The organism is Rhodobium orientis (assembly GCF_003258835.1).
Lineage (GTDB): Bacteria > Pseudomonadota > Alphaproteobacteria > Rhizobiales > Rhodobiaceae > Rhodobium > Rhodobium orientis.
In genome coordinates this window covers 1-22,440 of the sequence record NZ_NPEV01000067.1, presented here as the reverse complement: position 1 = coordinate 22,440, position 22,440 = coordinate 1, and the positions used below count along the sequence as shown (strand labels likewise).

General features: G+C 67.0%; 23 protein-coding genes and 1 pseudogene. 16 read left to right on the top strand and 8 right to left on the bottom strand.

What is annotated here, in order from left to right; all coding sequences use genetic code 11:
• A partial coding sequence (locus CH339_RS25460; protein WP_146610090.1) for an integrase core domain-containing protein occupies positions 1-147 on the top strand: 147 nt, incomplete at its 5' end.
• A 43-nt stretch (positions 148-190) separates the two neighbouring features.
• Here the strand turns inward: CH339_RS25460 and pyk are convergent.
• From pyk to CH339_RS21265, 3 genes are all read right to left on the bottom strand, one after another.
• A complete protein-coding gene (gene pyk / locus CH339_RS21275; RefSeq protein ID WP_111436423.1) occupies positions 191-1,627 on the bottom strand; it encodes a pyruvate kinase in 1,437 nt (478 codons plus the stop codon).
• Positions 1,624-2,079: a DUF1036 domain-containing protein gene (locus CH339_RS21270; RefSeq protein WP_111436422.1), complete on the bottom strand. Its 456-nt coding sequence runs from the start codon at positions 2,077-2,079 to the stop codon at positions 1,624-1,626. The genes pyk and CH339_RS21270 overlap by 4 nt, the downstream gene beginning before the upstream one ends.
• A gap of 239 nt (positions 2,080-2,318) precedes the next feature.
• Positions 2,319-3,242 carry a DMT family transporter gene (locus tag CH339_RS21265; RefSeq protein ID WP_111436421.1) on the bottom strand — a complete coding sequence of 308 codons (924 nt, stop codon included), beginning with the start codon at positions 3,240-3,242 and terminating at the stop codon, positions 2,319-2,321.
• Positions 3,243-3,327: 85 nt separating this feature from the next.
• On the opposite strand from CH339_RS21265, the gene CH339_RS21260 reads away from it, so the two are divergent.
• The 3 genes from CH339_RS21260 to CH339_RS21250 all read left to right on the top strand — a co-directional run bounded on the left by CH339_RS21260 (position 3,328) and on the right by CH339_RS21250 (position 5,053).
• Positions 3,328-4,155 carry an N-formylglutamate amidohydrolase gene (locus tag CH339_RS21260; protein WP_111436420.1) on the top strand — a complete coding sequence of 276 codons (828 nt, stop codon included), beginning with the start codon at positions 3,328-3,330 and terminating at the stop codon, positions 4,153-4,155.
• Positions 4,156-4,336: 181 nt separating this feature from the next.
• A complete protein-coding gene (locus tag CH339_RS21255) occupies positions 4,337-4,663 on the top strand; it encodes a DUF1244 domain-containing protein (RefSeq protein WP_111436419.1) in 327 nt (108 codons plus the stop codon).
• A 123-nt stretch (positions 4,664-4,786) separates the two neighbouring features.
• Positions 4,787-5,053 carry a DUF2312 domain-containing protein gene (locus CH339_RS21250; protein ID WP_111436418.1) on the top strand — a complete coding sequence of 89 codons (267 nt, stop codon included), beginning with the start codon at positions 4,787-4,789 and terminating at the stop codon, positions 5,051-5,053.
• 3 nt (positions 5,054-5,056) lie between these two features.
• Here CH339_RS21250 and CH339_RS21245 read toward each other — a convergent pair whose 3' ends face one another.
• Positions 5,057-6,265 carry an MFS transporter gene (locus CH339_RS21245; RefSeq protein WP_111436417.1) on the bottom strand — a complete coding sequence of 403 codons (1,209 nt, stop codon included), beginning with the start codon at positions 6,263-6,265 and terminating at the stop codon, positions 5,057-5,059.
• 111 nt (positions 6,266-6,376) lie between these two features.
• Positions 6,377-7,861 (bottom strand): AMP nucleosidase, encoded by a 1,485-nt coding sequence (locus CH339_RS21240; RefSeq protein WP_244668968.1) that lies wholly within the window; start codon positions 7,859-7,861, stop codon positions 6,377-6,379.
• A gap of 224 nt (positions 7,862-8,085) precedes the next feature.
• On the opposite strand from CH339_RS21240, the gene CH339_RS21235 reads away from it, so the two are divergent.
• The 3 genes and pseudogenes from CH339_RS21235 (at position 8,086) to CH339_RS24990 (ending at position 10,243) form a co-directional block, all read left to right on the top strand.
• A complete protein-coding gene (locus CH339_RS21235; protein WP_111436415.1) occupies positions 8,086-9,219 on the top strand; it encodes a site-specific DNA-methyltransferase in 1,134 nt (377 codons plus the stop codon).
• 231 nt (positions 9,220-9,450) lie between these two features.
• A pseudogene (locus CH339_RS25340) lies at positions 9,451-9,795 on the top strand (delta-class carbonic anhydrase); the annotation flags it as partial.
• A complete protein-coding gene (locus CH339_RS24990; protein ID WP_201240896.1) occupies positions 9,764-10,243 on the top strand; it encodes a delta-class carbonic anhydrase in 480 nt (159 codons plus the stop codon). The pseudogene CH339_RS25340 and the gene CH339_RS24990, both read left to right, overlap by 32 nt.
• Positions 10,244-10,249: 6 nt before the next feature.
• Here the strand turns inward: CH339_RS24990 and mutY are convergent, their stop codons facing one another.
• Positions 10,250-11,341, bottom strand: coding sequence for an A/G-specific adenine glycosylase (mutY, locus tag CH339_RS21225; protein WP_111436414.1), 1,092 nt, complete (start codon positions 11,339-11,341; stop codon positions 10,250-10,252).
• 164 nt (positions 11,342-11,505) lie between these two features.
• Here mutY and CH339_RS21220 point away from each other — a divergent pair, with 164 nt between their 5' ends.
• From CH339_RS21220 to CH339_RS21185, 8 genes are all read left to right on the top strand, one after another.
• The gene (locus CH339_RS21220) at positions 11,506-12,012 is read left to right on the top strand and encodes a DUF721 domain-containing protein (protein WP_111436413.1); all 507 of its coding nucleotides are present in this window, start codon (positions 11,506-11,508) and stop codon (positions 12,010-12,012) included.
• A 144-nt stretch (positions 12,013-12,156) separates the two neighbouring features.
• Positions 12,157-12,822 carry a DsbA family protein gene (locus tag CH339_RS21215; RefSeq protein WP_111436412.1) on the top strand — a complete coding sequence of 222 codons (666 nt, stop codon included), beginning with the start codon at positions 12,157-12,159 and terminating at the stop codon, positions 12,820-12,822.
• 108 nt (positions 12,823-12,930) lie between these two features.
• Positions 12,931-16,386 (top strand): chromosome segregation protein SMC, encoded by a 3,456-nt coding sequence (gene smc / locus CH339_RS21210; protein ID WP_111436411.1) that lies wholly within the window; start codon positions 12,931-12,933, stop codon positions 16,384-16,386.
• Positions 16,387-16,601: 215 nt separating this feature from the next.
• Positions 16,602-17,009 (top strand): AtpZ/AtpI family protein, encoded by a 408-nt coding sequence (locus CH339_RS21205; protein WP_111436410.1) that lies wholly within the window; start codon positions 16,602-16,604, stop codon positions 17,007-17,009.
• Positions 17,010-17,032: 23 nt separating this feature from the next.
• The gene (locus CH339_RS21200; protein WP_111436409.1) at positions 17,033-17,782 is read left to right on the top strand and encodes a F0F1 ATP synthase subunit A; all 750 of its coding nucleotides are present in this window, start codon (positions 17,033-17,035) and stop codon (positions 17,780-17,782) included.
• Between the two features lie 90 nt (positions 17,783-17,872).
• The gene (locus tag CH339_RS21195; protein ID WP_111436408.1) at positions 17,873-18,097 is read left to right on the top strand and encodes a F0F1 ATP synthase subunit C; all 225 of its coding nucleotides are present in this window, start codon (positions 17,873-17,875) and stop codon (positions 18,095-18,097) included.
• 74 nt (positions 18,098-18,171) lie between these two features.
• Positions 18,172-18,741, top strand: coding sequence for a F0F1 ATP synthase subunit B (locus tag CH339_RS21190; RefSeq protein ID WP_111436406.1), 570 nt, complete (start codon positions 18,172-18,174; stop codon positions 18,739-18,741).
• A gap of 16 nt (positions 18,742-18,757) precedes the next feature.
• Complete coding sequence (locus tag CH339_RS21185; RefSeq protein ID WP_111436404.1) at positions 18,758-19,237, top strand: F0F1 ATP synthase subunit B family protein; 480 nt, start codon at positions 18,758-18,760, stop codon at positions 19,235-19,237.
• A 7-nt stretch (positions 19,238-19,244) separates the two neighbouring features.
• On the opposite strand, the gene rnhB is transcribed toward CH339_RS21185, so the two are convergent.
• On the bottom strand, positions 19,245-19,955 hold the full coding sequence (gene rnhB / locus CH339_RS21180) for a ribonuclease HII (protein WP_111436402.1): 711 nt from the start codon (positions 19,953-19,955) through the stop codon (positions 19,245-19,247).
• A gap of 48 nt (positions 19,956-20,003) precedes the next feature.
• On the bottom strand, positions 20,004-21,149 hold the full coding sequence (locus tag CH339_RS21175) for a PA0069 family radical SAM protein (protein WP_111436424.1): 1,146 nt from the start codon (positions 21,147-21,149) through the stop codon (positions 20,004-20,006).
• 280 nt (positions 21,150-21,429) lie between these two features.
• On the opposite strand from CH339_RS21175, the gene CH339_RS21170 reads away from it, so the two are divergent.
• Entirely contained in the window at positions 21,430-22,149 is a 720-nt protein-coding gene (locus tag CH339_RS21170; protein WP_201240895.1) for a glycosyltransferase, read from the top strand.
• Positions 22,150-22,440: the final 291 nt, after the last annotated feature.

The window sequence follows — 22,440 nt, the reverse complement described above, 5'->3', positions numbered from 1 at the left end:
TTCGACACCCCCGAGCACCTGGCCAACGAGCTCATCGAATATATCATCTACTACAACGAGTTCAGGCCCCACCAGGCAATCGGAAACATCCCGCCAAAGACCTTCGCCGAACAAAAGAAAACCGAACAGCCATCACCGAATTCGTGAACTTGCACAGCAATGACAGCATGCAGGCCGAAAAACGAAAAACCTAAATCCCGCTGCTGCCGTCCGAGCCGACGAAGGCGATGCGCAGCATGTTGGTCGAGCCGGGCGTGCCGAAGGGAACGCCGGCAACGATGATGATGCGCTGGCCGGGGCGGGCAAGGCCCATGCGGAAGGAGATGCGGGACGCCTTGTCGACCATGTCCGCCTCGTGCTGGGCGTCCTCGCTGACGACGCAGCGAAGGCCCCAGATGAGGGCGAGCCGGCGTGCCGTCTCCACGACCGGGGAAAGCGCGATGATCGGGTTCGACGGTCGCTCGCGCGCCACCCGCAGCGCCGTTGCGCCGGAGGAGGTGTAGCAGACGACGGAGGACAGCCTCAGCGTCTCGGCGATCTGGCGGGCGGCGGCGGCAATCGCATCGGCGCCGGTCGCTTCCGGCTCGGTGCGCTGGCCGCGCAGAAGGTCCGGATAGACCGGATCGCGTTCGACCTCTTCGGCGATCTTGTTCATCGTCGAGACCGCCTCGACCGGGAAATCGCCGGCCGCCGATTCCGCCGACAGCATGACCGCGTCGGCACCCTCGAAGACGGCGGTGGCGACGTCGGACACCTCGGCCCGCGTCGGCACCGGCGAGGTGATCATCGATTCCAGCATCTGGGTGGCGACGACGACGGGCTTGCCGGCGCGCCGGCAGGCGCGGGTGATCCGCTTCTGCAGCCCCGGCACCTGTTCCAGCGGCATTTCCACGCCGAGGTCGCCGCGCGCCACCATCAGGGCGTCGGAGAGTTCGATGATCTCGTTGAGGGCTTCCAGCGCCTGAGGCTTCTCGATCTTGGAAAGGCAGCCGGCGCGGCCGCGCACCAGCTTGCGCAGTTCCGCGATGTCCTCGGCCCGCTGCACGAAGGAGAGCGCGATCCAGTCGACATTGGCCGCAACGGCGGCGTCGAGGTCGGCACGGTCCTTCGGCGTCAGGGCGCCGAAATCGATGGTCGTGTCGGGAACGCTGACGCCCTTGCGGTTGGAGAGCTTGCCGCCATTCACCACCTTCGTCGTGCAGGAGGCGCCGTCGCAGTCTTCGACGATCAGCTTCAGCCGGCCGTCGTCGAGCAGCAGCCGGTCGCCGGCCTTCAGGGCGCTCAGGATCTCCGGATGGGGCAGGTGCACGCGGTTGACGTCGCCGGGCGTCGGATCGGAATCGAGCACGAAGGTCGCGCCGTCCTCCAGCTCCACCGCATCGTCCGCGAAGGTGGCGACGCGCAGCTTCGGGCCCTGCAGGTCGACGAGGATACCGATCGGATGGCCGACGTCGGCCTCCACGTCGCGAATCATCGTGACGTAGTCGTTCAGCATCTCATGGCTGGAATGGCTCATGTTGATGCGGAAGACGTCGGCGCCGGCGCGGCACAACTCCGCGATCTTTTCGCGGGTGTTGGAGGCCGGACCGAGCGTGGCGAGGATCTTGACGTTGCGTGCGCGGGTCATCGGCTGACCGTGCCCGCCTGGGTCGGTTCCGTCAACTGGACCGTCCAGGTGCGCTGTTCGCCGGTGTCGATTTCGAAAAACCCGGTGCGCTCGAAGCCGCGCGCGACGCACTCCTCGATGCCGTTGATGGTGAATTTCTTCTCACGCGTACACATGAATGCCTTGCCGCTCCATTCGCCGCCCTGATCGTAATCTATCGCGTAAATGTAATAGAACCGCGAATTCAGCGGCCCCGGGATCAGAGTCTCGCATTGATCCGGTGGAAGGTTCCACCAACCCTCGGTAACCCAGCTCTTGGTATCACGGTATCCGATGGCCACCCCGACCATGCCGCCGGTGCGATTGCACATGCGGAAGTCGGCGAGCGCCGGAACCGTTCCGGTCAGTACCGTTCCGGCCAGAATCGTCAGGGCGATCAGGGCTGTCCGGGTCAGTTGACTGAGTGGTGCCATGGGGCGACAACAATCCGTGTCGGCGAAGATCTTGAGATGTCTACCGGTTCCGTATCGCCGGTCCGGTGATTATCCGATCGGTCGGGAACTGCTCTAATGCGACGCCCGCTCGGCATTGTCAACGAAACGCTGTGTGGCAACGCCCCGTGTCGGACCCGGGCGCGCATCGGCCGACGGTTCCCCCAGCTTCAATGGGGTGAAAACGTCATTTTCGTGGCGAAGCCGCGGTTTTCCGCTGCTCAATCGCGCGGCCGGGCCACCCAGATGCCGGCGATGATGGCCGCCCCGCCGGCGATCTGCAGCGGGCCGAGAGCCTCGGAAAGCACGATCCAGCCGACGATCGCCGCCGTCATCGCCTCCATGAAGATGACGAGGGAGGAAAAGACGGCGGACAGATGCCCGAGCGCATAGGCAAGGAGCCCCTGGCCGCCGACATGGGCAAGGAGCGCCAGCGCCAAGAGCGCCGACAGCCCGGCGACGGTTTCCGGCAGGAAGCTGCCTTCCATGACGGCTGCAAAGCCGAACAGGCAGAGGGCGGTGACGATCGACGAGCGGAACATGATGACGCCGGTCGGCGCCGTCCGCCGGGCGGCCCGGACGGCCAGGAAATAGAGGCCGAAAAACAGCGAGGTGCAGATGCCGAAGAGATCGCCGGTCAGCCGGTCCGGCGCGAAGCTGTAGGACGAGCCGACGAGCGTTCCGGCACCGGCAAGGCAAAGGGCGAGCCCGGCGAGCGAGGCCCGGCCGACCGCCTCGCCGATGAACAGGCCCGAGCCGAGCACCACCCAGACCGGCGCCATGGTGGCAAGGAACGTGGCGTTGGCGATCGTGGTGTTGAGGATCGAAAGGTGCCAGAAGATGAGGTCGCCGGTGAAGAACAGGCCCGCGAGCACCTGCGCCCGCGTCCAGGGCGTTGCCTTCGGGGCGGTGCCCCTGCACCTCTTCTGCCGGTCGGCCTCCAGCCGCGCCCAGAGATAGAGGAACGGCAGCGACAGCGCCACGCGCCAGAAGGCGCTGGTGAACGGCCCGACCTCGGCAAAGCGCACGAAAACCGGCGACACACCCATCGCCACCGCGCCGGCAACGAGCGCGGAAAACGCCACCGCGAAGGACGGCGCGGGCGCCGGCGGCGGGCTCATAGCGGGCGAGGAGGGCGGGCTCATGGACGGCCAAAACCGGGATGGAGGTTTGCAAGAAACGCCGGTCCCTCGTATGGCAAGTTCCCGACAAGGTCACTATTATTTACGCATGCTTGAAACCTACCACGAAGACGCCGCGGCGGTCGCGACGCCCGAACAGGCCGGATTCGATCCGATCGAACGGATCGTCGGCGACCTAGACCGCGGCCTGCTGATCATCTGCGACCACGCCGCCAACGCGTTGCCGCCGGAATACGGATCGCTGGGCCTCGGCCCGGAGGACCTCGCCCGCCATATCGGCTACGATATCGGCGCCGGGGCGCTGACGCGTGCGCTCGCCAACCGTCTCGGCGTGCCGGCGCTGCTGACGACCTTTTCGCGGCTGCTGATCGATCCCAATCGCGGCGAGGACGACCCGACGCTTTTGATGCGGCTTTCCGACGGCGCCATCATTCCCGGCAATGCACGCGCCGACGCGGCGGAAAAGCAGCGCCGCCTCACGCGCTATTACCGGCCCTATCACGACGCCATCAACGCGGCGATCGACGCCGGGATCGCGCGCGGCCGTCCGCCCGCGGTGTTCTCCGTCCACTCCTACACGCCGGTCTGGCGTGGCTGGCCGCGGCCCTGGCATGCCGGCATCCTGTGGGACAACGACCCGCGCTTCGCCGTGCCGCTGATCGACAAGCTGAGGGCCGACCCGCACCTGGTCGTCGGCGACAACGAGCCCTATACCGGCGCCCTGAAGAACGACACGCTCTATCGCCACGGCACCCGTCGCGGCATCGCCCATGCGCTCCTGGAGGTCCGCCAGGACCTCATTGCCGACGACGAGGGGGTCGGCGAATGGACCGACCGGCTGCAGCCGATCCTGACCGAGATCCTCGACATCGAGGGCCTCAACGAGATCCGCCATTTCGGCTCGCGCTGCGGTTGACGTCTCAATCGGAGAGTACTGAACCTCGACGCCGTCACACGTCTCAAGTCCTAATGGGCGCCGCCGTTGATGCACGGATTACCGACGCCGCAAGGCGTCGCAAGCCCAAACTGGCGCCGGCGCAGATGCGCCGTTAGCCTTCGTGGCGCTTGAACGCAAAAAAGAGAAGGGGAGACAAAAAATGGCGAACGATCCGTCCGCCGGTATCAATGAGGCCGACCGCACCGAGATCGAGGCCGCCGTGTTCCGCCGACTGGTCGAGCATCTGCGTGCCCGCACCGATGTGCAGAACATCGACCTGATGAACCTTTCCGGCTTCTGCCGCAATTGCCTGTCCAACTGGTACCAGGATGCGGCCGCCGAAAAGGGCATCGAGCTGGAAAAGGGCGATGCGCGAGAGATCGTCTACGGCATGCCCTATGACGACTGGAAGGCGCGCCACCAGTCCGATGCGACGCCGGCCCAGATGGCCGCCTACGAAAAGGCGCGGCCGGACCGCCAGGAGTGAACCGGCACAGCCGGAGAGCTGCGGAACCGTCTTGACCGCCGTGCCGGCTTGATGCATCCCTGCGGCCCCCGCTGCTGCGGGACGGGATTGACTTTGACGCGGTGATTTTGAGGAGGCAGGACTATGGCGGAACCCGGTGGCGTTGCGGCCGGCCAGCTTCGTTCGTTCGTTGAACGGATCGAGCGCCTGGAAGAAGAGAAAAAGGCGATTTCCGACGACATCAAGGACGTCTTCGGCGAGGCCAAGGCGACCGGTTTCGACACCAAGGTGATGCGCCAGGTGCTGAAGCTGCGCAAGCAGGATTCGGCCGAGCGCCAGGAGCAGGAGGCTCTCCTCGACCTCTACATGCACGCCCTCGGCATGGCCCCCAGCGGCGATATCGAGGAATAGCGTCTAAATCCCTTCCAGCCGCCGCGTTTCCACGCGGCCGAGAAGGGCGGCAAGGAAGATGCACAGAAGTGCGACCGGCCAGACGTAGATGAGTGCGCCGGTCCAGGTGCCGACGAGCCCGACGACCCATGTGGTGATCGCCGGGCCGACAAACTGGCCGATCGAGACCCCCTGGAACATGAAACCGTTGACGGTCGAGGCGTGGCCGGGCGTCGGCGCGTGCAGGGCGACGGCGGAGAAAAGCGAGCCGGGAATGGCGCCGCCGACGCCGGAAAACAGCACGCCGCCGGCGATCCTCAACCAGATCGGCAACGCATCGGTAAAGACCAGCGAAGCGCCCAGCGCCATGGTCAGCGCCGTCGCCTGGATGACCTCGGCCCGCTTCAGGCCGCTCGACAGCAGGAAGCCGGAGGCAAGGTTGCCGGCGGCATTGGCGGCGATGACGGCGGCGCCAGCAGTGGCCGCGGCCGGCAGCGACCAGCCGGCCTGTTCCACCAGGATCAGCGGCACGAAGGCGGTGACCACCAGGAAGAGGCTGGAATAGCAGCCGAAGATGCCGGCAAGCAGCGCCGGCCCCGGCACTTTCAGGACCTCAAGGAAGGATCCTCCCGTCGTAGAGGTCCGTGATGCCGCGGGCCGGGCGGCAACGGGTTTCGTCGCCCAGACCATCAGGGCGGCGAAGAACACATAGCCGACGGCAATCGCCAGCCACATGCCGCGCCAGCCGACGTCTTCCAGGAGAGCGCCGCTGATCAGCAACATGGAGGCCGCGCCGCCGGGCACGAACGCGCCCCAGAGCCCGAAGGCCTTGGGCCGGTCCTCCGGCCGCGCCAGCCGGGAGAGCAGCGGCGGCAGCGACACCGAGACCAGCACGAAGCCGATGCCTTCTCCGGCGCGGCTGGCGATCAGCGGCACCGCCGAATTGGCGAGCGAGCCGAGGGCGCTGGAGACGCCGGCAAAGCACAGGCCCACCGCGGCGACCCTGAGGTGGCCGAAGCGGTCGGCGAAGGCGCCGAACAGGATGCCGGTCGCCGCCGTCACGATGGTGAACATGGAGACCACCAGCCCGGCCTGGAACAGGCTGAGGCCGAGCTCGGCGCGCAGCAGCGGCAGCGCAGCCGGCACCTTGCCGATCAGGAACGCGGCCGAGACGCCGACGAGAAAGACGGCGGTGACGCGGCTCCAGGATGTGGTGAGAGGCTCGGCGGTCATTGGCTCTGGCTACCTGGCGGGCGGAAGCGCTTCCAATACACCGCAGCACGCACCCGTGCTAGCCGCCGAGCCGAAAACAGTACGTCAATCGGAGAGAATCCGCGGCGCCCGCTACTGGAAGGCGGTTTCGGAAAAGCTGCGGAGCTTGCGCGAATGGAGCTGTTCCGGCGGCATTTCCCGGAGCTTTTCCAGCGCCCTGATGCCGATCTCCAGGTGCTGGCCGATCTGCCGGTCGTAGAACGCGTTGGCCATGCCCGGTAGCTTCAATTCGCCATGCAGCGGCTTGTCGGAAACGCACAAAAGCGTGCCGTAGGGCACGCGGAACCTAAACCCGTTGGCGGCGATCGTTGCCGACTCCATGTCGAGCGCGATGGCACGGGACTGCGAGAACCGCTGCACAGGTTCGCGGTGGTCGCGCAGTTCCCAGTTGCGGTTGTCGATGGTGGCGACCGTCCCGGTGCGCATGACCCGCTTCAGCTCCCAGGCCGACAGGCCGGTGATTTCCGCCACCGCCTGTTCCAGCGCCACCTGGAGTTCCGCAAGCGGCGGGATCGGCACCCAGGTCGGCAGGTCCGCATCGAGCACGTGGTCCTCGCGCACATAGCCGTGGGCGAGCACGTAGTCGCCGAGCTTCTGGGTGTTCCTGAGCCCCGCGCAGTGGCCGAGCATCAGCCAGGCGTGCGGCCGCAGCACCGCCACGTGGTCGGTGATCGTCTTGGCGTTGGACGGGCCGACGCCGATATTGATGAGCGTGATGCCGGAGCGGTCCGGCCTTGTCAGGTGATAGGCCGGCATCTGCGGCATCCGGTCGGGCAGGGCGCCGTCGGCATCGCCGCCCGAGCGCGTCACCCGGTTGCCGGGCTCCACGAACGCCTCGTAGCCGCCGCGCCCGGTCTCCATCATCTCCCGCGCCATCCGGCAGAAGGCATCGACGTAGAACTGGTAGTTGGTGAACAGCACAAAGTTCTGGAAGTTCTCCGCGCTGGTCGCCGTGTAGTGGCGCAGCCGGTGCAGCGAATAGTCGACCCGCGGCGCGGTGAACGGCGCCAGCGGCAGCGCGGCGTCGGCCGCCGTGACGTGGGTGCCGTTGACGATGGCATCGTCGGTGACGGCAAGGTCCGGCACGTCGAAGATATCGCGCAGCGGCTTCTGCGCCGGGTCCGGCGCGTGGCCGCCGAGATGGGTGTCGTCGGCAAAGACGAAATGCAGCGGGATCGGCGTTTCCGACGGGCCGATATGCACCGCCGTGCCGTGATTGGCGATCAGATGGTCGAGCTGTTCGTGCAGATAGGTGGCGAACAGCGCCGGCTGCGTCACCGTGGTGGCGTAGTGGCCGGGCCCCGGCACGAACCCGTAGGCGAGCCGCGAATCGACTCGTGAATAGGTATCGCTGGAAAACCGGATCTCCGGATAGAAGGCGCGCACCCGCCGCTCAAGCACCTCGCCGGCGAGCATCGCCTCGAATCGCGCCCGAATATGGGCGGCGGCGGTCTCGTAGAGCGCAATCAGGTGGTCGACGGCCGCGGACGGATCGTCGAAGGCCCGATGCGCGCTCTGGGGCGCAAGGTCGATATCTGCTGTATTCACGGTGTCCATCATGCAATCCGTTCGTATTCGTCTAAGACCTTGGCGCATCGGTGCTTTGCCGGCAAGAAACGCCCCCGGCGCCCTATGAATTCAACCTGTGGAAGTGCTCCCGGCCGCGCCACAGGGTAAACAAACCGTTGACGCAGAAAGTAAATTTGTCCCCGCGCTTTAACCGGGTCTTTACCGTGTCGGGCCACTCTCATGCTCATAGTTGCGTAAGGTAGTGCGTCGCAATGAGTGTAAAGCGTAAAGGGGCGCCGGCGACGGCGCCCCACCAAAATCCGGAGCCGGCCTGGCTCGACCAGATCCTGCTTGGCGACTGCGTCGCCGAACTGGAGAAGCTGCCGTCGGCATCCGTCGACGTGGTGTTCGCCGATCCTCCCTACAATCTGCAGCTCGAAGGGGCGCTGCACCGCCCCGACCAGTCGAAGGTCGACGCCGTCGACGACGCCTGGGACCAGTTCGAGTCCTTTGCCGCCTACGATGCCTTCACCCGCGCCTGGCTCATGGCCTGTCGCCGGGTGCTGAAGCCGAGCGGCACTCTATGGGTCATCGGCTCCTACCACAACATCTTCCGGGTCGGCACGGTGCTGCAGGACCTCGGCTTCTGGGTCCTCAACGACGTCGTCTGGCTGAAGTCCAATCCGATGCCGAATTTCCGCGGCAAGCGCTTCACCAACGCCCACGAGACGATGATCTGGGCCTCCCGCGACCGCAAGGCCAAGTCCTACACCTTCAATTATGAAGCCCTGAAGGCGTTCAACGACGACCTTCAGATGCGCTCCGACTGGACCCTGCCGCTGTGCACCGGCGGCGAGCGGCTGAAGGACGGGAACGGCCAGAAGGTCCATCCGACCCAGAAACCCGAGGCGCTGCTCTACCGCGTGCTTTTGTCCTCGACGAACCCCGGCGACGTCGTCCTCGATCCCTTCTTCGGCACCGGCACCACCGGCGCCGTCGCAAAGCGCCTCGGTCGCCATTTCGTCGGCGTGGAGCGCGACCGCGCCTATGCCGATGCCGCCATGAGCCGCATCGACGCGGTCGAGCCGGCGCCCGACATGGCGCTGGAGACGACAAAGGGCAAGCGCGCCCAGCCGCGCATTCCCTTCGGCCGTCTGCTGGAAGCCGGGCTGATCGCACCGGGAACGGAACTGACCTGCGCCAAGGGTCGCAACACCGCCGTGGTCCGGGCCGACGGCTCGTTGGAAACCGGCGGCGTCACCGGCTCGATCCACAAGATCGGCGCCCATGTGCAGGGGCTCGACGCCTGCAACGGCTGGACCTACTGGCATTTCGCCGAAGGCAAGGCCCGCCGCCCGATCGACGACCTGCGCCAGGTCATCCGCGACGGCATGGCCGCGGCCTGATTGCGCCGCTGCCCGTTCCGAAAAGCTTTTCCCGCAGCAGACTCCTGACTGTGCCGGCCTTTCGGCAGCACACCGCTTGCCGCCGGGCTGCAGCCCGCTCTTCAATACAATTAGAAAATGTATTGAAGATACAAATATACCCTCGATTCATATATTGTCTGGCTATGGTGCAAGACGCGGAAGCGCCTGCACGCGCGTTCCGCGCCAAACAACAACAGCGAGGGGCGTTCCATGGTATTCCAGAAACTCGCCGTCACGGCGGCGGCTTTCGTCGCCTTGGCCGGTCCGGCGGCAGCCGCCGACATCTGCCAGGGCTTCGGACCGCAGACGCCGCGCGACATCGCCAGCGCGGCCGGCTCCAATGCGCGCGTCTTCGCGCTGGCGCCGCCGGCGGCAAAGATGAACCTTTGCAACATCCACACCCACACGAATGCCGAGCACAAGGGTCCCGGCTTTTCCGTCTTCGCCGGAAACGGCGAACACGGCGGCTACAAGTGCAACGACACCGACAGCCTGACCGCGGCGGAACTGGAAGATCCGGCCCATGGCCACGGCGCCTTCCACGGCATCAAGCCCGGCGACACCATCGAGGTGCACTGGGTTCTACACCTCCTGCGACGTCAAGCCGGGCAAGGGGCTCGGGTCCTGTCTCAGCGCTGCCTGCGCCAACCCGGCCTTGCGGGTGGAAGCGCAGGTCTTCCTCGTCGCCAACAACCCCGATGCCCGCGACTTCGCCGATTTCGCCCATGCCGGCCATATGGCGGGCGGCCTGCACCAGCCGAGGGCCCTTCCCACCGGCACCGGCGCCCCGGTGGTCTTTGCCGGCTCCACCACGGGCCCGTCCTACACCGAAAGCGCCTGCTCGCCGCTGCAGGTAACCTGGAGCGTCAGGCCTGGTTGCGCCAAGCTCGACGTCAGCTCGCTCTACAAATGGCCCGAGGATGGCAACGTCTTTGAAGAAGACCACTCGCACGGCGTACGCCAACTGGTGACAGCACCGGAACTGCTCGCGCCGATCGAGTAGACCGCTCTACCGCTTCGGCCGGAATGCATCTTCGAAGGCATGCGCGATGACCTTGCGCATGACCGTCGGCAGCGCCGCTTCATCGAGCGTTGCCGCCGGCTCCCACCAATGCCCCTCCGGCGCAGGCGCCGTGCCGATCTCGGCCGCATAGACGTCGAGCTCCAGGCGGAAATGGGTAAAGACGTGGCGCACCGGCCCCGTCGCTTTTGTCCAGTTGGCCGAGAATGGCGCAGCGCTGAGCGCATCGTCCGGCTCGTAGTCCGGCGTCCATGCCGTCGTCGGCACCTCGGCCATGCCGCCCAGAAGCCCCTTCGGCGGCCGCCTTGTGAGGAGGATCGCCCCGTCCTTGCGCCGGCAGACGAAGGCCGCGCCCTTGCGGGTGGGCTTCGGCGCCTTTGCGCCCTTGACCGGAAATCGGTCCGGCCGGTCCTCGCCTTGCGCGCGGCAACTGCCAAGGAACGGGCAAAGTGCGCAGGCCGGCCGCGTCGGCGTGCAGATGGTCGCGCCGAGATCCATCATGCCTTGCGCGAAATCGCCGGGCCGCCTTGAGGGGGTAAGCGTCGCGGCAAGCCGCTTCAGGTCGGGTTTTGCGTCGGGGAGGGGGGTGTCGATCGCAAAGAGCCGCGCCACCACCCGTTCCACATTGCCGTCGACGACGGTCGCGGGCCGGTCGAAGGCGATCGCCGCGATCGCCGCCGCCGTATAGGGCCCGATGCCGGGAAGGGTGAGGAGGCCCGCCTCGGTCTCCGGGAACTTTCCGTCATGCTCGGCGGCCAGCACCTCGGCGCATTTTTTCAGGTTCCGCGCGCGGCTGTAATAGCCGAGCCCGGCCCAGGCAGCCATGACGTCGTCGGTTTCGGCCGCGGCAAGATCGGAAAGCGCAGGCCAGCGCCTGAGGAAAGCGTGGAAATACGGGCCGACGGCGGCGACCGTCGTCTGTTGCAGCATGATTTCCGACAGCCACACGTGATAGGGATCGGGAACGACGCCGAGACGCCGGTCCTCAGGCCCGACGCGCCACGGCAGCTTGCGGGCGTTGCGGTCGTACCAGTCAAGGAGCGGGCGCGTGTCGATGGTGGCGGGAGAGCGTTGGTCCATGCCGCAGGTATCGGGCAACGGCCGGCAAAATCAAGCCGCGCGTTCCGTTCCGTGCATATGAGCGGCACGGGCGATTGACCGAAAGGCGCTTGCGGGCGCAGGATTCTCTTTCGACAGACGCGCCGCTCTTTTGCGGCCGGGCAAGGCGAGGAACGGAAAGAAGAATGGCTTTCGAGCCTTCAAAAAAGCGCCGCGGGCGCGCCATGCCGCTTGCCGAGCTGATCGGCGGAGCGCTCGCCCCTGCCTGCCGCAAGCGCGGTTTTGCCGCCGCCGACATCCTCACCCACTGGCCCGACATCGTCGGCGCGCGCTACGGCTCGGTGACCCAGCCGGAAAAGCTGAGCTGGCCGCGCCACGACGAGGACGACTACGCGCCGGCCACCCTGCACCTGCGCTGCGAGGGCGCAGCGGCGCTGCTCCTGCAGCACGAGCTGCCGCAGATCCTGGAGCGCATCAACGGCTTCCTCGGCTGGCGCGCCGTCGAACGCATCCGCATCGTCCAGCGCCCGCTCGCCCGCCGCGATGCGCCAAAGAAAAAAGCGCCCGGCCCGCTCGACGCAAACGCTGAGGCGGCGCTTGCCGAAAGCCTTGAGGGCATCGACGACGATGCCCTGCGCGCCGCGCTCGACCGGCTCGGCCGCGCGACCCTGGGCGATCGCGGTCGCCGCTGATCGCGCCTGGCTGCCCGCGCGCCGCCGTTTTTCATCGCCATATTGTGATTTGCCCCGTTCGGTGGCAGTTGATGATAACGACGCCAATCCCCGTGCCGGCGCCGCGCCGCACGCCCCCATGACAAAACAGGAAGGACTCCTCCCGTGACCCTGTCCCGCCGCACATTTGCCGGCCTTGGTGCCGCCGCCCTTTCCGCCGCCGCGTTCGGCGCCGCCGTCCGCCCGGCCCTTTCCCAGGAGAGCGGCGGGAGCCCCGACAAGCTGTTGATGCCCGGACCCCTCGGCGAGCACGTGCTCGGCGAAGCCTCGGCCCCCGTCACGATCGTCGAATACGCTTCGCTGACCTGCGGCCACTGCGCCAACTTCCATGAGCACACCTTCCCGGAGCTGAAGAAGCGCTACATCGACACCGGCAAGGTCCGTTTCATCTTCCGCGAGTTCCCGCTCGATCAGCCCCAGGGCGTGCCGCTGGCGACCGCCGGCTTTGCGCTCGCCAACTGCGCGCCGGAGGGTACCTATTTCGACGTCGTCGGCCTCCTGTTCGAAAAGCTCGACGTCTGGGCCGCCAGCCCGAACCCGGCAAACGCCCTCTTCGATCTCGTGAAACAGGTCGGATTCACACAGGAATCCTTCCGCGAATGCTTGACGAATCAGGAAGTTCTCGACGGAGTAACTGCGGTGAGGAACCGTGCGCATACCGAATTCGGCGTGAGTTCGACGCCCACCTTCTTCATCAATGGCAAGATGGTCCGCGGGGCAATGAGCATTGACGAGATGGCGGAACTTATCGACCCGCTTCTCAAGAGCTGACGGCGTCCGCCGTTCGGCGCGGCTGACCGTGCCCGCTGTTCGCGGGCGCGAGCGCCGTGATGCGACTGCCGGCACGACCGTAAGGCCGCGCCCCGGAAAGCCGCGCCGATGAAGTTTTCCAAACTCCGCATTCTCGGCTTCAAGTCCTTCGTCGAGCCGGTCGAGTTCCATTTCGAGGATGGGCTGACCGGCATCGTCGGGCCCAATGGCTGCGGCAAGTCGAACCTTGTCGAAGCCCTGCGCTGGGTGATGGGCGAAAGCTCCTACAAGAACATGCGCGCGTCCGGCATGGACGACGTGATCTTTTCCGGCTCGCACAGCCGCCCGGCCCGCAACACGGCCGAGGTCGTGGTCGTCCTCGACAATGCCGCCCGCCGCCTGCCGGCGACCCTTGCCGATACCGATGCCGTGGAGATCACAAGGCGCATCGAGCGCGAGGCGGGGTCCGTCTACAAGATCAACGGCAAGGACGCCCGCGCCCGCGATGTCCAGCTCCTGTTTGCCGATGCCTCCACCGGCGCCCGCTCGCCGGCGCTGGTGCGCCAGGGCCAGGTCGGCGAGCTGATCGCCGCCAAGCCGACCCAGCGCCGCGCCATCCTGGAAGAGGCCGCCGGCATCTCCGGCCTGCACTCGCGCCGCCACGAGGCGGAATTGCGCCTGCGCGGTGCCGAGCAGAACCTTGAGCGGCTGGAAGACGTGCTCGTGCAGATCGACACCCAGCACGAGAGCCTGAAGCGCCAGGCCCGCCAGGCCAACCGCTACCGCAACCTTTCCCACGAGATCCGACGGGCAGAGGCGACCCTCCTGCACATCCGCTGGCAGGCGGCGAAGTCCGCCGTTGCCGCCGACGAGGCGGCGCTGACGGAGGCCAGCAAGGAGGTCGCGCGGCGCACCGAGGTCCAGGCCGGTGCGGCGAAGGAACAGGCGATTGCCGCCCACGAGCTGACGGGCCTGCGCGATGCCGAGGCAAAGAGCGGTGCCGCCCTGCAGCGCCTGAAGCTCAGCCTCGGCGAACTGGACGCCGAGGACCGGCGCGTCCGCGACCGCATCGCCGACCTGGAACGGCGCCTGGAACAACTCGCCGGCGACGCCGAGCGCGAGGAAAAGATGAAGGCGGAGACCGCCGAGGCCCTGGAGCGGCTCGACGAGGAGCTCCGGGCGCTTGCCGCGGAGGACGCCTCAACCGGTGAAAAGGCCGACGAGGTCGATCGCCGCGTCGCCGAGACGGAGGAAAAGCTCGCCGCATCGGAAAAGGAGCAGTCGCGCGTGACGGCCGAGGCCGCCGACATCAAGGCCCGCCGCGACCAGCTCGACCGGACCCTGCGCGATGCCGCTACCCGCACCGAACGGCTCGGCGGCCAGATCGCCGACGTCGACCGGGAACTTCACAAGATCGCGGCCGAACTCGCCGGAGATACCGCGATCGCGGCTGCGACCACGGAAAGGGATGCGGCAACCGCCGCCCTTGCCGAGGCCGAGGAATTGCTGGCGGCAGCAGAGGCCAGGGCCGCGAGTGCCCAGGAGGCCGAACGCGCCGCCCGCCCGGCCGTCACCGAGGCGGAAAAGACCCTCGGCCGTATCGATGTCGAGGCCGGCACCCTCAAGCGGCTCCTGGCCCGCGGGACCGAGGCGAAGTGGAGCCCGGTGGTTGAGGCCGTCTCGGTCACGAGCGGTTTCGAGCGTGCCCTAGGCGCAGCGCTGGGCGAAGATCTCGATGCTCCCGCCGATGCCGATGCCCCGGCCCACTGGTCGCTGGTGGAATCTGAAGGCGATCCCGGCCTGCCGGAGGGCGCGCGCCCGCTCGCCGACGTCGTCAAGGCGCCGGACGTGCTTTCCCGCCGCATCGCCCAGATCGGCATCGTCGAGCAGGCCGACGGCCCGCGCCTGCAAAAATCCTTGAGTCCCGGCCAGCGCCTCGTCAGCCGCGAGGGCGACCTGTGGCGTTGGGACGGCTTTGTTGCCGCCGCCGACGCGCCGAGCGCCGCAGCCGAGCGGCTCGCCCAGAAGAACCGGCTGGACGAACTGACCGCCGAGCGCGCCGAGGCCGAGCGCCAGCAGGATGCCTGCCGTCAGACGCTCTCCGCCCGCGAGGCGGAGCGGCGCACGGCCGACAATGCGGTGAAGGAAGCCCGCGGCGCCGTTTCCGCCTGCCGCCAGCGGCTCGACCGCGCCCGCGATGCCCTGATCCGGGCGGAAAAGGCCTCCACCGAGCGCGTCTCACGCCAGAGCGCCCTGGAAGAGGCCCGCATCCGCCTCGTCTCGAGCCTGGAGGAGGCAGAAAGCGCCCGCACCGAGGCGACGGACTCCCGCGCAGCGCTGCCCGACACCGCCGGCCTGGAAGACCAGTTGCAGCGGCTTCGCGGCGAGGTCGCGGAACGTCGTGGCGCCGTTGCCGAGGCCCGCTCGGAGCGCACGACCCTTGTCCGCGAGGCGGAGATGCGCGCCGCCCGCCGCGCCTCCATCGGCCGCGAGAAGCAGAGCTGGCAGACACGCGCCGACAATGCCGGCGCCCAGGAAAAGGTGCTCGCCGATCGCCGCAAGGATGCCGCCGACGAGTTGGAAGCGATTCGCGGCGCGCCCGGCGAGATCGCCGAAAAGCGCCTGACCCTGCAGGCAATGATCGGAACGGCGGAGGAAAAGCGCAAAACCGATGCCGACGCCCTGGCGCTCGGCGAACGGCGCCAGGCCGACGCCGACCGTGCCGCCCGCGAGGCCCTCGATGCCCTGTCCGGTGCGCGCGAGGCCCGCGCCCGCGCCGAGGAGCGCCTGAACGGCGCCCGCCAGCGCGCCAAGGACACTGAGGCGCGGATCGAGGAAACCCTGCAGTGCCGGGCCTCCGAGGCCGCCGAGCTTGCCGAGCTGAAGCCCGGTACGACGCCCCCCGACCCGCAGGCCGTCGAGACCCGTCTTGACCGCCTGAAGACCGAGCGCGAGCGGCTCGGCTCGGTGAACCTTCGGGCTGAGGAAGAGGCAGAGGCGATCGCCGAGCAGCGCGACGCGCTGACCGCGGAGCGCGACGACCTCATCGAGGCGATCCGCAAGCTGCGCCAGGGTATTCTCTCTTTGAACCGCGAGGCGCGCGAGCGCCTGCTTGCGGCCTTCGAGACCGTCAACGGCCACTTCAAGGAACTCTTCACCCACCTCTTCGGCGGCGGCACCGCAGAATTGCAGCTCGTCGATTCGGACGACCCGCTCGATGCCGGGCTGGAAATCGTCGCCCGCCCGCCGGGCAAGAAGCCCCAGACCATGACGCTGCTGTCCGGCGGCGAGCAGGCGCTGACGGCGCTCGCCCTGATCTTCGCCGTCTTCCTCACCAATCCGGCGCCGATCTGCGTCCTCGACGAGGTCGATGCGCCGCTCGACGACGCCAATGTGGAGCGCTACTGTGATCTCCTGTCGGAAATGACACGGCGCACCGACACCCGATTCGTCATCGTCACGCACAACCCGATCACCATGGCGCGCATGAACCGCCTGTTCGGGGTGACAATGGCCGAACGCGGCGTTTCACAGCTCGTCTCGGTCGATCTGGAAACCGCGGAACGCTTCCGCGAGGCCGGTTGAAGCGGCGCCTGTCCGACCGGTTTTGTTGCATCGCGACCAATTGCCTAGATGTCGGGCGCCGATTTTTCGGCGAAAACGCCAATATATTCAAGGGGTTGGTATGATATTAGAGTTTCTTGACACGGTTGCGGGCGCTGACTATTGTGCGCCCGGCTTCCACGGGGCGCGGCGGTTTATACGCGCGTTTTCCGGCATTCGACGTTGTTGAGGGGGTGATGTCCGAAGATCGCCCATCGCCGGAAAATGACGGCAAGACGCCCGCGCCCGGTTCGGAAGCCGGTCTGTCGGAAAGGCTCGACAGGCTCGGGCGCGCGCTGAATGACCGGCGGCGCGACGAGCCGCCGACCGGCCCGGCCGACAGGAACAAGGGGGCGCAGGGCTATGCCCAGGCGTTCCGCTTGTCGACGGAGTTTATTGCGGGGATCCTTGTCGGTGCCGCCCTCGGTTGGGCCGGTGACCAGGTACTCGGAACCTCGCCTTGGGGGCTGATCGTCTTCCTGCTCCTCGGTTTTGCGGCGGGCATTTTCAATGTTCTTCGCGCGGCGGGCCTTATGGCCGAACCGGGAACGAAAAAGGACGACGGGACGCGAGGGAACGACCGGCCGGAGGGCGGGTCGAAATGACAGTACGATGAAGGGCTGACGCGGTGTCGAACGATCCGATTCATCAGTTCCATATCCAGAAATGGTTTCCGATCGAGATCGGAGGCGTCGACTTCTCTTTCACCAACTCGTCGTTTTTCATGGCGGCCACCGTCGCTGTGGCGGCCGGCTTCCTGATCCTGTCGACGAATGGCCGCGGCCTGGTGCCGAGCCGCTGGCAGTCGATGGCCGAGATGTCCTACGAGTTCGTCGCCGACATGCTGCGAAGTAGCGCCGGAACGGCCGGGATGAAGTTCTTCCCCTTCGTGTTCTCGCTGTTCATGTTCGTGCTGATCGCCAATCTCCTTGGCATGTTCCCCTATTTCTTCACGGTCACCAGCCACATCATCGTTACCTTCGCGCTTGCGATGGCGGTGATCCTGACCGTCGTCATCTACGGTTTCCTCAACCACGGCATGGGCTTTTTGAAGCTCTTCGTGCCTTCCGGGGTGCCGGTCGTACTGTTGCCGCTGGTCAGCCTCATCGAGGTCATTTCGTTCCTGTCGCGGCCGATCAGCCTGTCCGTCCGTCTCTTTGCCAACATGCTGGCCGGCCACATCACGCTGAAGGTGTTCGCCGGCTTCGTCGTCTCGCTCGGCGCGATGGGCGTTGTCGGTGTCGGCGGCGCCATCCTGCCGCTGGCGATGGCCGTCGCGCTGACGGCGCTGGAATTCCTGGTCGCCTTCCTGCAGGCCTATGTGTTTGCGGTCCTGACCTGCATGTATCTCAACGACGCGATCCATCCGGGCCACTAGGAAGCGACGCCGGCAGGGACCCGACGACAACCGACATCACCCTTTACGACAACATCCGACAACGGTTTCGACCAACAAGGAGCATCTCAAATGGAAGCGGAAGCTGCAAAGTACATCGGCGCTGGTATTGCCTGCCTCGGCATGGGCGGCGCCGGCATCGGCCTCGGCACCATCTTCGGCAACTACCTTGCCGGCGCCCTGCGCAATCCGTCGGCCGCCGACGGCCAGTTCGGCCGCCTGATCTTCGGCTTCGCCGTGACGGAAGCCCTCGGCATCTTCTCGCTGCTGGTCGCTCTGATCCTGCTCTTTGCTTGATCCGGTTGCCGATCGCTTAGAAACGGACGGCTGGCGGCGCGCCTAGGGTGCCCGCTGGTCAATCGGAGGCGTTGATGGCAAGCGAAGCAACGACCGAGACCACAGTCCACACGGAAACCGGTGTGCCGGGCGGCGAAGCGCATGGCGGCGGGGGCAATTTCCCGCCGTTCGACAGCTCGACCTTCCCGTCGCAGCTCCTGTGGCTGGCGATCATGTTCGGTCTCTTCTACTACCTGATGTCGAAGGTGGCGCTGCCGCGCATCGCCGGCATCTTGGAGGACCGTGAGGACCGCATCGCCGGCGACCTCGCCGAGGCCGACCGGCTGAAGCGCGAGACCGACGAGGCGATCGCCGCCTACGAGCAGGCGCTGGCCGAGGCCCGTAACAAGGCCCACAGCATCGCCCGCACCAACCGCGAGAAGCTGGAGGCCGAGGTCGAGGCCAAGCGCACCGCGGCCGAGGACAAGCTTAACCAGAAGCTGGCCGAGGCGGATGCGCGGATTTCCGAGATCAAGGAAGCGGCCCTGAAGGAAGTCGACGGCATCGCGGCGGAAACCGCCGAGGAAATCGTCGCCAGCCTGATCGGCGCCAAGGTTTCCAAGGCCGAGCTCGACAAGGCCGTGGCGGCCGGAATGGCCAGATAGGCCGCTGGGGAGAGACATGGACGCGACATTCTGGGCCCTCGTCGCCCTCATCCTGTTCTTCATCGTCATCTTCTGGGTCAAGGTGCCGGGCAAGATCGGCGCCAGCCTCGATGCCCGTGCGGAGCGCATCCAGAAGGAGCTCGACGAGGCCCGTCGGCTGCGCGAGGAAGCCCAGGCGCTGCTCGCCGACTACCAGCGCAAGCGCCGCGAGGCGGAGCAGGAAGCCGAAGACATCATCGCCGAGGCCAAGGCCGAGGCAGAGCGTCTGACCGCGGTCACCAACAAGTCGCTTGAGGAAATGATCGAGCGGCGGACCAAGTCGGCCGAGGTCAAGATTACCCAGGCCGAGGCCCAGGCCGTCGCCGCCGTCAGAGCCCGCGCCGCCGACGTGGCGATCGCCGCTGCGGAACAGATCCTCGCCGAAAAGGTGAGTGGCGACGCCGCCAAGCAGATGATCGAAACCAGCATCAAGGACGTCGCCGCCAATCTCAATTGACGGCGCGTCAAACCGGAAATGTCGGATCGAGGCCGGGCCCATGCCCGGCCTTTTCTTTTGAGGCTTCCGACCGCGCTTCGGCGGCCTCCCGGCAGGGGGCGAAGCTGAGCCGGTGGTGCCGGCTCGGCCCGAGGGCAGCGAGCGCTTCTTTATGCGCCTTCGTGCCGTAACCCATGTGTCGCTCGAAGCCGTAGCCGGGGCAGCACTCGGCGAGCCGCACCATTAGCCGGTCGCGCGTCACCTTGGCAACGATCGAGGCCGCGGCGATCGACAGTGACCGGCGGTCGCCCTTGATGACGGGCTCGCAGGGCTGGAAAAGGCCGGGCGGCGCGTCGCGGCCGTCCGCAAGCACCAGCGACGGGCGAAGGGGGAGGGCGGCAACGGCCCGCGCCATGGCCCACAGGCTTGCCGCGAGAATGTTGGTGGCATCGATGCGCCGGACCGAGCCGGCGGCAACCGCCACCGTGGCCGTTTCGCAGATCTCGGCAAACAGCGCTTCGCGCTTCGCGGCCGTCAGCTTCTTGGAATCGTCGAGCCCTTGCGGGAATCGCGCCGGATCGAGGATGACGGCGGCCGCCACCACGGGACCTGCGAGTGGGCCGCGTCCCGCCTCGTCGGTGCCGGCGACGAGGCCGCCATGGATTTTCCGGCCGCGCTCCTCGAACCGGAAATCGGGACCTGCGGGACTATCCAAGTCGAGGAGAATCGAGCTCGCCATGGCGCGATGATTGCCGATCGCCGGCCGGGCGGCAATCGCCGGGGCCGGTCAGAACAGGTCGAGCTGCACGGCGCCGGAATTGGGCGGCGTGAAAAGCTCGGTATTGAGCTTCAGCTTGCGCCGGTTGAGGCCGAGCCGCTTCGACGCCAGCTCGAACCGCCGCCCAACCATCCAGGCATAGGGACCCGTGCCGCGCATGCGCTTGCCGAACTCCGCGTCGTAGTCCTTGCCGCCGCGCATGGCGCGCAGCACCGAGAGCACGTGGCGGTAGCGGTCCGGATAGTGGCGCAGCAGCCATTCCCGGAATACGGGGCTGACCTCGGCCGGCAGCCGCAGCAGGATGTAGCCGGCCTCGCGGGCCCCGGCGGCGGCAGCCGCATCGAGGATCTTCTCGATGCCGTCGTCGTTGAGGGCCGGGATCACCGGGGCGATCATCACCGCCGTCGGAACGCCGGCCCCTGAAAGCGCCTTCACGGCCTCTAACCGCCGATAGGGCGCGGAGGCGCGCGGCTCCATCGTCCGCGCCATCTTTGCGTCGAGCGTGGTGATGGAAAGGGCGACCTTGGCGAGCCCCTTTTCCGCCATCCGCGAGAGAATATCGATGTCGCGCAGCACCAGCGCCGACTTGGTGACGACGCCGACCGGATGGTTGGTGCGCTCCAGCACCTCCAGGATGCCGCGCATGATGCGCCAGGTCTTTTCGATCGGCTGGTAGGGGTCGGTGTTGGTGCCGATGGCGATCGTCTTCGGCTTGTAGCCGGGGGCGGCCAGCTCCCGCTCCAGCAGTTCCGCCGCATTCGGCTTGGCGAACAGCCGCGATTCGAAATCGAGGCCGGCGGAAAGGCCCATATAGGCGTGGGTCGGGCGGGCAAAGCAGTAGGAACAGCCGTGCTCGCAGCCGCGATAGGGGTTGATGGAGCGCTCGAAGGAGATGTCGGGCGACTCGTTGCGAGTGATGATCTTTCGCGCCCGCTCGGTCTGCACGGTGGTCTGGAACGGCGGCAACGCGTCGAGCGTCTCCCAGCCGTCGTCGGTCAGCTCCCGTTCCTCGCGCTCATAGCGCCCGCTGCGGTTGGACTGGGCGCCGCGCCCGCGCCGCCGGTCCGGGCGGATGGAAAGGTCGGGTGCAATGCCCGCATCCGCTCCGTCGAGGGGGCGGGCGAGCCTGGGGTCGATCTGGGCAAAGTCGTTCATGGCTTTTGTCCCGGTTGCCGCGGCCGGGTTCTGCCCGACGCCGCCGAACCGCCTGCCGCGACTCGTCCGGTACAACCGTCGTCGAAGGCGGTCCCATAGAGGATAGGAACAAACGAGAACAAAGCAAGAACTTTATCGATGGGACGCCGAAATCGGCAAGCCGGCGCTTGCTTAGCCGGGCATAGCGGATAAAACGGGCGTTGGGCCGAGAAACGATGCCGCAAGCTGCGGGAAAGAAACGGACCTTTGCGCTGATGCCAACGATACGGACCCAAACAGCATGCACCCGGCGGGAGCGGGGGACGCCATGCTGAGCGTCGTCATTCCGACGCTCGATGATGAACGGACGCTGGGGCCGACGCTCGGCGCGCTGATCCCGGCGACCCTTGTCGGCATCCTGAAGGAAGTGGTGATCGCCGACGGCGGCTCCACCGACGAGACGGACGTCATCGCGGAGGCGACAGGCTGCATCTTCGTTGCCGCAAGCAACCGGCGCGGCAAGCGGCTCGTCGCCGGAGTTCGGGCCGTCGAGCGCGCCGACTGGTTCCTGTTCCTCAATCCCGATACGGTGCTCTCCACCGACTGGGAGGCCGAGGCGGCGAGCTTCATCGAACGGGTGGAGCGCTCCGGCGATCCGCGCCACGCGGCGGTGTTCCGGTTCCGGCTCGACGGCTTCGACTGGAAATCGCGGCTTCGCGAAGGTCTCGCGGGCCTGCGCTGTCGCCTGTTCGGCATTGCCTATGCCAACCAGGGCCTTTTGATCTCCCGCTGGCTCTATGACGATCTCGGCGGCCACCGGGACCTGCCGGCGATGGAGGACGTCGACCTCATCCGCCGCATCGGCCGCCGGCGCCTGCATTTCCTGACCTCCGCGGCGGTCAATCCGGCGGCGAAGCAGGCAGAAGGCGAGCGCCGGCCCGGCATGGTCCGCAACGGCCTCTGCCTGGCCCTCCTGATGCTCCGCGTCCCGCCGCGCATGGTCGCCCGGCTGCAGGCGTGAGCGGGCGGCTGCAGCCCCGTTGCGGCGGTCGGCTTCCTTTCGGACCCGTCGATGTTCGTTATTTCATAGACACTCGGGCAATCGCATAGCGGACCGGCGACCCGCCGCTGCCCCGTCTGCGGCTCTCGCCCATCGCTATCCACCCGCTCCGCGTCACCACCGGGCGCGACCCGGTGGTCCATGATGACGTCCGGCGAATATCGGGCTAGAGCGCTTTGCGTTTAATCTGCGACATATCCTGACGCTTTGAGGAAGTTGAAGCATTCTTCGGGGTCGAAGAGGTCGCAGATG

Bases quoted from the DNA above. Each gene is read 5' to 3' on its own strand.
- pyk (WP_111436423.1), bottom strand. From the start codon at position 1,627: ATGACCCGCGCACGCAACGTCAAGATCCTCGCCACGCTCGGTCCGGCC.
- CH339_RS21270 (WP_111436422.1), bottom strand. From the start codon at position 2,079: ATGGCACCACTCAGTCAACTGACCCGGACAGCCCTGATCGCCCTGACG.
- CH339_RS21265 (WP_111436421.1), bottom strand. From the start codon at position 3,242: ATGAGCCCGCCCTCCTCGCCCGCTATGAGCCCGCCGCCGGCGCCCGCG.
- CH339_RS21260 (WP_111436420.1), top strand. From the start codon at position 3,328: ATGCTTGAAACCTACCACGAAGACGCCGCGGCGGTCGCGACGCCCGAA.
- CH339_RS21255 (WP_111436419.1), top strand. From the start codon at position 4,337: ATGGCGAACGATCCGTCCGCCGGTATCAATGAGGCCGACCGCACCGAG.
- CH339_RS21250 (WP_111436418.1), top strand. From the start codon at position 4,787: ATGGCGGAACCCGGTGGCGTTGCGGCCGGCCAGCTTCGTTCGTTCGTT.
- CH339_RS21245 (WP_111436417.1), bottom strand. From the start codon at position 6,265: ATGACCGCCGAGCCTCTCACCACATCCTGGAGCCGCGTCACCGCCGTC.
- CH339_RS21240 (WP_244668968.1), bottom strand. From the start codon at position 7,861: ATGGACACCGTGAATACAGCAGATATCGACCTTGCGCCCCAGAGCGCG.
- CH339_RS21235 (WP_111436415.1), top strand. From the start codon at position 8,086: ATGAGTGTAAAGCGTAAAGGGGCGCCGGCGACGGCGCCCCACCAAAAT.
- CH339_RS24990 (WP_201240896.1), top strand. From the start codon at position 9,764: ATGGCCACGGCGCCTTCCACGGCATCAAGCCCGGCGACACCATCGAGG.
- mutY (WP_111436414.1), bottom strand. From the start codon at position 11,341: ATGGACCAACGCTCTCCCGCCACCATCGACACGCGCCCGCTCCTTGAC.
- CH339_RS21220 (WP_111436413.1), top strand. From the start codon at position 11,506: ATGGCTTTCGAGCCTTCAAAAAAGCGCCGCGGGCGCGCCATGCCGCTT.
- smc (WP_111436411.1), top strand. From the start codon at position 12,931: ATGAAGTTTTCCAAACTCCGCATTCTCGGCTTCAAGTCCTTCGTCGAG.
- CH339_RS21205 (WP_111436410.1), top strand. From the start codon at position 16,602: ATGTCCGAAGATCGCCCATCGCCGGAAAATGACGGCAAGACGCCCGCG.
- CH339_RS21195 (WP_111436408.1), top strand. From the start codon at position 17,873: ATGGAAGCGGAAGCTGCAAAGTACATCGGCGCTGGTATTGCCTGCCTC.
- CH339_RS21190 (WP_111436406.1), top strand. From the start codon at position 18,172: ATGGCAAGCGAAGCAACGACCGAGACCACAGTCCACACGGAAACCGGT.
- CH339_RS21185 (WP_111436404.1), top strand. From the start codon at position 18,758: ATGGACGCGACATTCTGGGCCCTCGTCGCCCTCATCCTGTTCTTCATC.
- rnhB (WP_111436402.1), bottom strand. From the start codon at position 19,955: ATGGCGAGCTCGATTCTCCTCGACTTGGATAGTCCCGCAGGTCCCGAT.
- CH339_RS21175 (WP_111436424.1), bottom strand. From the start codon at position 21,149: ATGAACGACTTTGCCCAGATCGACCCCAGGCTCGCCCGCCCCCTCGAC.
- CH339_RS21170 (WP_201240895.1), top strand. From the start codon at position 21,430: ATGCACCCGGCGGGAGCGGGGGACGCCATGCTGAGCGTCGTCATTCCG.